At 47.0% G+C, this 11,486-nt stretch carries 8 protein-coding genes; 3 read left to right on the top strand and 5 right to left on the bottom strand.

Annotated elements, in window-relative coordinates; genetic code table 11:
• Nucleotides 1-40: 40 nt before the first annotated feature.
• Nucleotides 41-1,216 (top strand): site-specific integrase, encoded by a 1,176-nt coding sequence (locus tag ABGT74_RS10710; protein WP_346705501.1) that lies wholly within the window; start codon nucleotides 41-43, stop codon nucleotides 1,214-1,216.
• Between the two features lie 596 nt (nucleotides 1,217-1,812).
• Here the strand turns inward: ABGT74_RS10710 and ABGT74_RS10705 are convergent.
• Nucleotides 1,813-2,727, bottom strand: coding sequence for a sugar phosphate isomerase/epimerase (locus ABGT74_RS10705; RefSeq protein WP_297171355.1), 915 nt, complete (start codon nucleotides 2,725-2,727; stop codon nucleotides 1,813-1,815).
• Between the two features lie 183 nt (nucleotides 2,728-2,910).
• Between ABGT74_RS10705 and ABGT74_RS10700 the strand changes: the two genes are divergently transcribed.
• Nucleotides 2,911-3,780, top strand: a complete 870-nt coding sequence (locus tag ABGT74_RS10700) for an AraC family transcriptional regulator (RefSeq protein WP_297171356.1) — start codon at nucleotides 2,911-2,913, stop codon at nucleotides 3,778-3,780.
• A gap of 99 nt (nucleotides 3,781-3,879) precedes the next feature.
• On the opposite strand, the gene ABGT74_RS10695 is transcribed toward ABGT74_RS10700, so the two are convergent.
• The 3 genes from ABGT74_RS10695 to ABGT74_RS10685 all read right to left on the bottom strand — a co-directional run bounded on the left by ABGT74_RS10695 (nucleotide 3,880) and on the right by ABGT74_RS10685 (nucleotide 7,619).
• Nucleotides 3,880-4,746, bottom strand: coding sequence for a sugar phosphate isomerase/epimerase family protein (locus ABGT74_RS10695; RefSeq protein ID WP_297171359.1), 867 nt, complete (start codon nucleotides 4,744-4,746; stop codon nucleotides 3,880-3,882).
• A 33-nt stretch (nucleotides 4,747-4,779) separates the two neighbouring features.
• Entirely contained in the window at nucleotides 4,780-5,793 is a 1,014-nt protein-coding gene (locus ABGT74_RS10690) for a Gfo/Idh/MocA family oxidoreductase (protein ID WP_297171361.1), read from the bottom strand.
• Between the two features lie 374 nt (nucleotides 5,794-6,167).
• Complete coding sequence (locus ABGT74_RS10685) at nucleotides 6,168-7,619, bottom strand: MFS transporter (RefSeq protein WP_346705500.1); 1,452 nt, start codon at nucleotides 7,617-7,619, stop codon at nucleotides 6,168-6,170.
• A 478-nt stretch (nucleotides 7,620-8,097) separates the two neighbouring features.
• On the opposite strand from ABGT74_RS10685, the gene ABGT74_RS10680 reads away from it, so the two are divergent.
• The gene (locus ABGT74_RS10680; protein WP_346705499.1) at nucleotides 8,098-9,156 is read left to right on the top strand and encodes a LacI family DNA-binding transcriptional regulator; all 1,059 of its coding nucleotides are present in this window, start codon (nucleotides 8,098-8,100) and stop codon (nucleotides 9,154-9,156) included.
• 362 nt (nucleotides 9,157-9,518) lie between these two features.
• Here ABGT74_RS10680 and ABGT74_RS10675 read toward each other — a convergent pair whose 3' ends face one another.
• Entirely contained in the window at nucleotides 9,519-11,018 is a 1,500-nt protein-coding gene (locus tag ABGT74_RS10675) for a hypothetical protein (RefSeq protein WP_297171367.1), read from the bottom strand.
• Nucleotides 11,019-11,486 lie beyond the last annotated feature (468 nt).

Here is an 11,486-nt window from a genome sequence, read left to right as displayed (position 1 = left end):
CACCTAAATTGTATGTGCCGGAAAGGAGCATCAAGCAACTATGGCACGCAAAAGTAAAAAACGCGAAGCCGGCAGCGGCACGATATACAAGCGAAAAGACGGCCGCTGGCAGGGACAATATGTGTCCGGCCGCGATCCCATTACGGGCAAGCTGCTCCGTCATTCCGTTTACGGCAAAACGCAGAAAGAGGTTGCCACCAAGCTGCGTGACGCAACCGCAAACATTGACCGCGGCACCTATCAGGAACCGAACCAGATCACCATTGCGGCCTACGCGCAGGAATACTTCTCGATCTGCGCAGTCAATCTGGCACACAGCACGCAGGTGACCTATCAGAAGATTCTGGAAAACCACATTCTTCCCGCGCTCGGCAAGGTCAAGCTGACCGATCTGACCCATCGTCAGGTGCAGCAGTTTGTCACATCCTTGTCGGTTAAAAAGAAGCTGTCCGCCAAAACCGTCCGCAACATCCACGGCATCCTGCACAACATGCTGGAATCCGCCATCCGCGACGAGTTGCTGCTTCGTAATGTATCCGAGCGCTGCTCGCTTCCGCGTGTGACGCAGCATCAGGTGCGCGCGATCACGACCGCCGAACTCAGTCGGTTCCTGCAAGCAATCGACGGTAAGCAGTTCCGCAACATTTTCTTCATCGACATTTTCTCCGGTCTGCGCCTGTCCGAGATCCTCGGCCTACGCTGGGAGGATGTTGATTTTGATCACGACTGCATCTATGTCCGTCAGCAATTGCAACAGAAGCAGGTCAAGGGCGATTTCGGCTACTTCCTTGCGCCACCCAAAGAGGGCAAGCAGCGTAAAATGATTCTCGCGCAGAACGCCATGCGGGTCTTGCGGCACCAACGGGCAAAGCAGAATGAGCAGCAGCTGGCAGCGGACATGCTTTGGGACAACAGCTTCCATCTGGTGTTTACGAATGATTTTGGGCAGCCGCTTAATCGGCGCACCGTGTACAAGCACCTCAAGCGCATCCTGCTGAACTGCGGCATGGGCAATTATACCTTCCATTCTCTGCGCCACTCGTTCGCGACGATCTCGCTGGAAAACGGCGACGACATCAAGACGGTGCAAACCAACCTCGGTCACTACGCCGCGTCGTTTACGCTGAAGACCTACGCCCACGTCAGCGACCAGATGCAGCGAAACAGCGCAGCACGTATGGATGCGCTGATCGCGTCCCTGCCGGAAGCGCAATAAATTCTGATTGCACTCAGGATTGCACTCAAAAATTTCTTGCTCGCGAAAAAGTTATGATTTTTCACCCAAAACGGCAAAAACCGCACTTTATCTTTCGATAAAGTGCGGTAATCTGGCGGAGAGTCAGGGATTTGAATTGCCAAAATCCCGTTTTTTATGATAGTTTTTATCCATATAAACGCATTCAATCCGTATTCATCAAATATTTGTGACAATATGGCCAATTGGATTCCGCTGATTATTTCCTGTTTGTCGTCACAGTTGTCGTCAAATCGTTCTGTACAATCCTACATATCACATCTATTATTCTAATATTTCCAATTAGATTGTATTCTCTGCTTCTTTAATATTATAATTCTATTGACCTATCAGAACCTCCATTAACCTGCGGTTTATTGAGGTAAGACATACTGAATTTTTTCTTCCATGTCATGCTAGAGATGCGTTCTGTATAGAATTTACCAGCACGCATATCATCCCAGCAAGTAAGTCATCTACAAGAAATATAGCAAACAAAAAGAGCGGATTTACCGCTCTTTTTGTTTTTCGGGTTATACCCGATCGGAAATAGAAAAGAAAAAGGTGAGTGAGGTAGATTAGAGAAGTTCGCGTTTGATGCGTTCAAGAGCTTCAGGAGCCTGCTTGTCCATCTTCTCCGGGAAGCCAAAGTAGGACACGCAGATGATGTTGTCGCCACCGACCTTAGGTGCATCGGCCTTCAGCTGCTTATTTGCAAAATCCATGTCGCGCAGGGTCTCAAAGATACCGTCAAAATCGACCTCCCCCTCGCCCATAGCGGTGTGCTGGTGGATGGTGACGTCCGCGCGACCGCGGCTGTTGAGCCAAGGCGGATTGAGGATGTAGCGGCAGTCCTTGGTCTGGTTCCAAGTGTCCGCGAGCAGTACATGGGTCAACTCGTCGCCCGCATACTTGAGCATGTGACGTACGTCACCCTTGCCCTGATCGTAGAAGAAGCCGTGAGAAGCCGAGTAAACATAGCCGAGATTCTTCGAGCGGAAGGACTTGACGATATCACAGGTCTCGTCGTTCAGTTCGCAGAAGTCATACGGATGGGACTGAATCTCAACGCGCAGGCCTTCGCGCTCGATGATGGGCAGCAGCTCCTCCATCGACTTGTAAAACATGCCGTTGCAAATTTCCTGCTGATTGGGGTCGCCCGAGAACTCGGTATTGATGACCGGCACGCCCATGTTGACTGCAATCTCGATCATGCGTTTCCAGTTGGCAACCGCATGCTGACGCTGCTCCTCGGTCGGACCGGACCAACGATAGACCACGATAAAGGACGAGATTTCGACACCGGTCTCGCGCAATGCTCGACGGTACTCCTCCTCACACTCTTTGGAGAACAGCGGATGCTTGTAGAACGGATTAATCCGAGGGTGCGGGGACTGCTCGATATATTTGTAGCCCCAGTCGGCTACCTTGTGTACATAGTCGTTGATGGACATCTGCTTGGCCAGCACGTCCACGTCAAATGCAATTTTCATATGGGATACCCTCCTTGCCGGATGTGGCTAATCTTTTATTCGGGCCCTTTTGATGGTCTTATTATACGGCATGAGCAACGCTTTTCCAATGATACAATCCGCCATAAACTTGCGAAATCCTGCTATTTATTCTTGCACATCTTATCAAGGTCTGGTACGATGGAGAAAAGGAGTGTGCGTATTATGCTGATTTCGGAAGCCGGTGTTCATCAGACATCTGAACGGTATTTTTTCACCCCATCTTCCCTTGCACGCGAGCTTTTTTATTATCCAACGCGCTGTGGACATTACTTTTGCGACAGCCGGTATTCGTTCAGCCATCGCTCGGAGATCGCCATGGAAGGTAATCACAACCGAAATATCATGCTGTTTCTCATCCAGCGTGGCACGATGAAACTCGAGTTGTCTGGCGTGCCGACGCTGGCGGTATCAGGGCAGATCGTGCTGTTCGACTGCCGCGAGCCATACAAGTACGCTGCGTCGGACGGCCTTGAGTTTATCTGGCTGCTCTTCAACGGACTGAATGTACGCACATTTTACCGACGCATTTTACAGGCGCATGGCGGGCGGCAGTGCTTTACACCGGACGCAGTCACGCAACTGGCGCAAGCACTTGGTACACTACTTGAGCGCTGCGCTGCAGACGAACGTCCGAGTGAGGCCGCCTGCTCACAGTTGCTTCATCATCTACTATGCCTGTTACTGCTGGGCGAAGGAGAGCCCACCTCGGACAATAGCGACCGCATTGCGCAGGCAATCCGCTTCATGAACCGACATCTGTTTGAGCCAATCAGTGTGCAGGATGTGGCATCAGCAGTAAGCCTGAGTCCGTCGCACTTTTCGCGTCAGTTCAAAGCACGCACCGGTTATTCGCCCTATGAATATATTGTGCTGCGCCGTATCGACAAGGCAAAATATCTTCTCACCTCAACCAAACAGTCAGTAGGAGAGATCGCGTACGCCACTGGATATAATAGCGAAGAGAATTTCAGCCACAGTTTTCAAAAGCATGTGGGCATTTCGCCCGGCCTGTTCCGTAAATATCCGGTATAATGTGCTGTCCACCTGCTCATAGCTCCGACCTATAAACAAGGCAGGCGTATCGCATCCGATACGCCTGCCTTTTATTGAATATGAGGATAAGAAGAATTGTTACCAGTATTTTTCCACATGCGCGCGCGTTACTTCTGCCGCTTTCTTGATATTTTCTTCGTTAGAGAGTTTGTAATAGTCCGGACGGAACACCTCCATCGTGCAGACATCTCCTTCAAAGCCAATTTTCTTGAGGGTATCGGCGTAGCGCTTGTGATCGAGACAGTCACCCGGTTCGCCCGGCCACAGACGCTTTTCGTCGTTGTTGTACGCCGCGCCGCAGGGCATGTTCTCCATGCCATTGAGATGCCAGACAAAGATTTTCTTGCCGTCCGCTTTCTCAAGCGCGTCCCAACCGGATGCCATTGCATGGAAGTGGTACTGGTCGAGCGTGATGCCGACGAGCGGATGGTTGACCTCCTGCACAATCGCATACGCATCCTCAAAGCGGTTGATCGACATGGTCGGACAGCCGCAAAATTCAATGGACAGCTTAATGCCGTGCGGCTCGACCTTCTTGACCATTTCCTTTAGGACCGCGACTGCATCTGCGCGGATTTCGTCCAGCGTCGCTGGACCGGTCAAATCCATGGACGGCACAACGACAATCATTTTGCACTGTAATTTCAGACAATCGGCGATAATCTGGTCAAGCTTTGCCATCACCTCATCCTTTTCTGCCTGCGTCTGCTTCATGTTGAAGAAGATCAGCGCGTTGTAGGACAGCATGCGCAGCTTGTGGGATGGATCGGCAAACCATGCCGCCAAATCATCGATCGTGTACTTGCCCGCCGCAATTTCGCGATCGAGGCACTCGGACTGGATGTCAATGTAATCAAAGCCGTACTTCTCACACAGGTCGAGGTCTTCGAGTACGGAATGGTTTTCGCAGAAACGGTTGCAGCCTTCGTTAAATCCGATTTTCATGGTGATTTTCTCCCTTCTGAACGTTTCCTTTTCTTACTTTTTGTAGAAATCCGGAGTGCCGCCGGTGACAACCTTCTCCGGCTTGCCCGAGGTCTGGCTCTTTACCAGCGCGTCCGCGGTGATGGATGCAACATAGCCGTCCCACGCGGACGAGCCGCCGGTCTCACCCTTAACGGCATGGTCGACCCAGTCCTGAATCTCAACGTCGTAGGAGTCGATGAAGCGCAGAATCCAGTTGTCCTCGATCTTGGTAGAAACCTTGTTTTCAAAACGAACGGTCGGGAAGGACGGGCACGGCAGGTTGATCACACCATTCTCGCACACGACTTCGCAGTTGATGTCGTAACCGAAGCCACAGTTGACGTTGACCTCGAGCACGTTAACGATACCGCCCTTGGTCTTCATAATCATGATCTGCGGGTCCTTGAGACCTTCATGCGCCTTAGACGAGGTCTTGGGCATAATGCACTGCACTTCGTCCCACTCGTCGCCAATCAGCCACGGCAGCACGTCGATTTCGTGAATCGCGGTATCGGTGACTGCCATCGCGGTGGTGTAATCCGGCGCAACGCCGTCTGCGCGGTGCGTGCACTTAATAACCATCGGTGCGCCGAACTTGCCCGAATCAATCAGCTCCTTGACCTGCTTGTAGCCGCGGTCGTAGCGGCGCATGAAGCCGACCTGTACCAGATGCTTGCCGGATGCCATTTCGGCATCCACAACCGCCTTGCAGTCCGCTGCGGTATTCGCCAGCGGCTTTTCGCTGAACACCGGCTTGCCGGCCTGAATCGCTGCAATGACCGGGTCCTTGTGGAACGCGCCCGGGGTGGTGACGACAACGGCGTTAACGTCCGGATCGTTGATGGCGGCATTAAAGTCGGTGTAGACCTTAACGTTGCCGCCCGCGATCTCCGCGCCCTTCTTCGCGCCCTCTTCAAATACGTCGCATACAGCAACTACTTCCGCGCCGCGGATGCGGTTCTGAATGCGCTCAATGTGTTCGCGGCCGATCATGCCGCAGCCGATTACTGCAATTTTTAGTTCCATGAGAAATACCTCCATATAATATTGAAATTTTAGATAATGGCTTTGTCTGCGGTTTGGCAAGCCACAGACTCTTGGATTGTGTTTTTTGCGTTCAGAATCTTGTTTTCTTCTTCGAGATGATTGTATCATTGTGTTCACGAGAACGCAAGCAAAATATATCCGACTAATATACAAATATTATTCTTAATTTCTATTATAATCTAACAAAAGCACGCAATTTCATCACTCTATTTGTAACACATGAAAGATACATTCCATCCTATTTTGTTCAGTATAACAACGTATTTTGCGTGCATCTTTTTTGATGCACGCATTATTTACTGCATAAAAAATCCGCCGGAATACATCAGGTATTGTCTTCCGGCGGATAACACTTATACTTCTTGTAATTCGGCTAATTCAGCGCTCTTCCCTTCGCGTTCCAACAGTTCACGCATCATCTTGTCATAGCTCTTGTCAAGCTTATAGAAAGAAGCAATAATAAACATGATAGCCCACAAAGCGATCGGAACATAGAGATAAAACGCTTCGATCGTTGCAATCGCTTCCACTGTCTGCTCTGCGGCAGTCGCTTTCAGGCCATCAAACGCCGCCATCGCCAGGATGCCGCCCATGATTGCCTGCGTAAAGCCCGAGCCGGCCTTCTGGCCCATGCTCATCGAGGAGAACATCAGGCCCTCGACACGTACACCGTGCTTCCAGTGGCCGTATTCGATCGCATCGCCGGGCAGCGAGTACTGCACGCCGTAGAACGGCGCAATGCCGAAGCCGCGGATGATGCACGAGACAACACCGAGCGGTACGCTGGTGGCGTTGATCAGGAACAACAGTTGGCCCACAACGCCCATCGCGCAGCCGAAGCAGATCAGGTTGCGCTTGCCGAACCGGGGTAGCAGCTTGGGCAGCATAGCAATACCGATGATGGTACATATTTTTTCTGCGGCAGAGAGCGGCATTACATAGTTTTTATCGCCCAGAACATACTGGCAGTAGTAGGTCAGGTCGGTGCCGATGATGACCTGATACGCAGTGTAGGTGATCATCAGACCGAGTGCAATCAGGAAATACCGGTTGGTGAAGGTGATCTTAAACGATTCCCAGAAAGGAATGTTCTCTTTTTTGGTCTGCGGCGCTGCCTGCACGCGCTCGGTGCAGGTTGCGTAGGTGTTGAGCAGGACAAATACCGAAACGATCGCGTAAGCACCGGTGACCAGGATCCAAGACAGCTGCTCGTGGCCGGTGACGCTGGAGATATAGTTAATCAGCGGCAGGGTAAACGCGGTGATGATCATGCTCGCGGTGATGGACAGCATCATACGGATGTTGCTGATGGTGTCGCGGTCGCGGCGGTCGCGGGTCATGAGCGAGCCGAGCGCGTGGAACGGCTGGCTGATGGCGGTGTATACCACGGTGTTCATCAGGTTATAGGTGACGAAAGCGTAGATGATCTTGCCGATATTCCCGATATCCGGCATGGTGAACAGCAGGATCGCCGCGATCGCATAGGGGACCGCAAGACGCAGGATCCAGATGCGCGCCTTGCCGTACTTGGAATGGGTGCGGTCGATGATCGTACCCATCGCGACATCGGAAAAGCCGTCGAAAATACGGGAGATCAGCATAATTATGCCAACTGCACCGGCTGAAATGCCAACTACATTGGTGTAAAAATAGATGAGCAGCGTTGAAGTCATGGTATACATCAACGTCAGCGCAGGATCACCAAAACAATAGGCCAGCTTTTCGGATACCGGGACTTTGATGAACTCATCCATATTCTTTCGCTTCTGCTTGAAGTTTAAAAGTTCTGCAATTCCGCCTTTCATTTGATACACTCCTTCTTGAATATCTCATTTCGTTCATAGTATCGAAGGATACCATACTGCACATTTCAGGGCGGATGCCAACCCCTGAAACAAAAAATGAAGAAGAAGATCGAATATGTTCACGAGAACGCAAAAATGAAATACTTTTGATTTTCTCCAGTTCAGTGGACTATATTTTTACAGGCACTGAACTAAATTTATTCATGTTTAAAGACTATCACCAATTTCTTTTATTTTCAAGAAGAAAAATACAGTTTGGATTTTTTCGTGATAAACCCAAAAATATACTCCCACAGCTTTGTTGTATTGACGAAAAAACAGAACGAGCTGCGTGCAACCGCGTGCATTCATGTGTGATTTTTGCTGAGATATTGCGGTTCAAAATGTACGGCACAGCATGCGCAAAATGCACGCAAAAGATTGCACCATCGTTACAATATGGTATACTTAATATACAAAGGCTAAAGGGAGGAGAACTATGGCAGTTACTGCGCAGCAAATTGCTGAATTAGCTGGTGTATCCCGCGGCACAGTCGATCGCGCACTGCATAATCGCGGGCGTGTCAACCCAGAGGTCGCCGCGCGTATTCAGCGTATTGCAGAGGAACTGGGCTATAAACCCAATCTGGTAGGACAGGCACTGGTAAAGACAAAGCGTGATTTTAAAATTGGTGCCATTCTGCAGTCTGTTGAAACGCCAACCATGCAAATTGTTCTGGAAGGGCTTCGACGTGCAACGGACGAATTGCGTTCATCCGGCGTGGAGTTGATCGTCCGTGAATTACATGGATTAGACGAAGAACTTGTTCTGGAAAATATCGAAGAATTGACTTCACAGGGCATACAAGGTCTTGCAATCTCACCAAATAACACAGCCGAGCTGCGGCAATGCATCAATGGACTGTATGAACAAGGTATCCCTGTAATCACTTTGAATTCTGATGTTCCTGGCAGCAAGCGGATCTGTTTTATCGGCATGGATAATTACCGCGCAGGACAAACAGCCGCCGGGCTAATGTGCCAAATGCTCCCTGACAACAGCAAGATACTCCCGCTTGCCGGACATTTGAACAATACTGCGCATAATAATCGCCTAAACGGATTTTTGGATACACTGAATCAACAGAACACACATAATTTGCGCATCATGCCGTTTCAGCCTTGCTTTGACCGGAATGATTATGCACACGAAATTACACAGCACGCTCTGCGCGAGAATCCGGATCTAGTTGGCATCTATGTCGCGTCAAACGGACAGGAAGGTGTCTGTCAGGCGGTAGAAGAAGAAGACCGAAAAGGCAAAGTCAAAATTATCGCTTTTGACCTTAATGAACCCAATATGCGTTTACTGCAATCGGATAGTTTAAGTATTGTACTCGATCAAGATGCTTTTCAACAGGGATATCAACCACCATTTCTACTCTATGAATATCTGATGCACCATAAGATGCCAGACAACGCTTTGCTATACACAGATATTGCCATTCGCACCAAATATAACAGTGATCTAGTTGTTTTTACGGATCATTCCAAATAATTAGTCTCGATTTAGATTCTCACCTATCTAAGGCCCCATTGTCGTTCTCCTCAAAAAATCGAACAAAAACAAAAATGTGTCTCTTGAAAGTCAACCACGATAGCCTATGGTTGTGTCAACATATCTCTTATTGTACCTTATCTACCTTAGCTACAAAGCGGGTAACAAGTCAAAGACTTCTTACCCGCTTTCGTTATGTTTTAAAGAACAATAGACCAGCATTTTCTGTTTTCGATGGTATTGTATTGCTTACTTTGTTTTGTATTCGGGAAACTGGTTTATTATCCTCTAGTCGGCTATATGGTCGATAATATCTGAAACGCAACAGCTACACCTACCAGAACTCTTATTTTGAAGACAGACTAAGCCTTGGAAGCCGAAATTTTGTTGTCGTTTCTACAATCAATCAAATAGATTGACTCACCAATCATCTCTTCATATCCCACAGCTTTAATGATTCGCATTGCACTGGCATACTCATTTTCGGAAAAATAAAAAATTGCAATTAGGCTTCCATCTGTACAATTTGCTGCTTCATATATTTTTACTTGGGTAAATACATGGGCTAATGCCGAATTACTTGCTAATTTGAATTCTACTATATTCTGATTATTCTGTCCCTTTGATATAATAAAATCAGTTTGTCCTCGTCCATTATTTGTTTCTGCGTCCACCTTATAACTTGTTCCGTACCAGACAAAGCGAAAAAGTCTTTGCAAGTCATTTTCTTTAGCAATTTGTACACCTTTAACATATAAATTTTTGTACCCGTCGCACTCCTCAATGATATGCTTGAAGTATCGTAATCTTTCTTTCGCTTCTTCTCTTGCAGTTAACTTTTCGTTTACCTGATAATCCGAATTTTCAAACAAAGCAATAATTTTCTGCGATGCCACAAATAATTTTTCCAACTGCGTATTCAACTCGGATATACATTCGGAACGTATTTGCTCACTATCTGTTTCTCTAAGCTTGATATAGTAATCATAAAGTTCCGGATACACCCTAACCAATTCTCTAAATGCACCTTTTTCGATTTTTTTAATAGACTTCTCGCGGGTCGCTTTATGATTTCTTCTCTGATTTTCCTCATATTGTTTTACAGCTAATTCAATATAATTATTTACATATGCTCGTAACGTATCATTTTCAATAGCTACACGAATTCGATCATAACTATCATAAAAATCTTTTTTATTTATCGATGGCTCATCTTCTCTTAAAATATCATAAGGTGTCAATAGTACATATTCTTTACTGTTATTTTCATCATAGATATATGGAAGCACATATTCTTTACTTATGAAACTTTCGGTTTCATAATTGAAATATGCCTTGTCAACAGGAAATTGTTCAAGAAAATCTGCATTAATATATTTCAAGGCAAATGCTTCTGTGTATTCGCATAAAAATCCTTTTATAAGATTCACTGTCAAGTCACTAATCTTATCTTTCCCACTACCATCATACAATAACATTACTTTTTCAATATGTTGCGATTGGGAAATTCCGTGTGTATCAACTGCAAAAGCAATGTTTTCGTATAAAAATTTCGCATACTTTTTTCCAAGTGCCAATCCTTTGTTTCCAACCAAAGAATATCCCAACCAGTTATTGGGTACTTCGCTAAAATTAAACCACGCATCAATTTCTTTTACGTTTAGCCCCTGTGTTGCTTTCGTATACAAGAAGTGAAAATAGCGAACTATACTTCTATGTAAATTTTTGTATATTTCTTTCTCACTATTAAAAATTAGCATGGGGTCAATAAACAAAGGCACATCGCAAACTAAGGAAATGTCAACAGCGCCATATTCTTTTATCAATTCGCTACTGACTTGAAATTTTTCAGAAAAAAACATTTTTATGCCTCCCACGCTCAATTTTATGCGCTATGATTATTATACTATGGACAGATATAATTGTCGATAATTTAAAAAAACATGTGTTACACGATGGAGAGCCGCCTTTGAAAGAGGGTGCACGCCGTTTATTCACATATATTCTCTTGACTACCCAACAGCAAAGACGAGAAAAGCCGTCAAGGACGCGAAACGCGAAGCTTATCCTTGACGGTTTTTTCGGTCTATACTGCTTATCATCTATCAAATCACAACTTTGGCACTTTCGATCCCACAACACATAAATAGTTAATTGCTTTTGTCTAATTGATTTGAAAAAATCATTTTCCTTTTTACCTGGCCTTATAGTATACCTGAAACAGGTTTCTGTTTCCTTCATTGTTTCAGCCATTCCTCAAAGCGTTCCAGCGAGATTTCGCCAGTCTGACAGGCATCACGGTGCTTTTTTGCCTCTTCCGTCCAGGCATT

The organism is uncultured Agathobaculum sp. (assembly GCF_963927765.1).
Lineage (GTDB): Bacteria > Bacillota > Clostridia > Oscillospirales > Butyricicoccaceae > Agathobaculum.
This window is presented reverse-complemented; position numbering and strand designations above follow the sequence as displayed.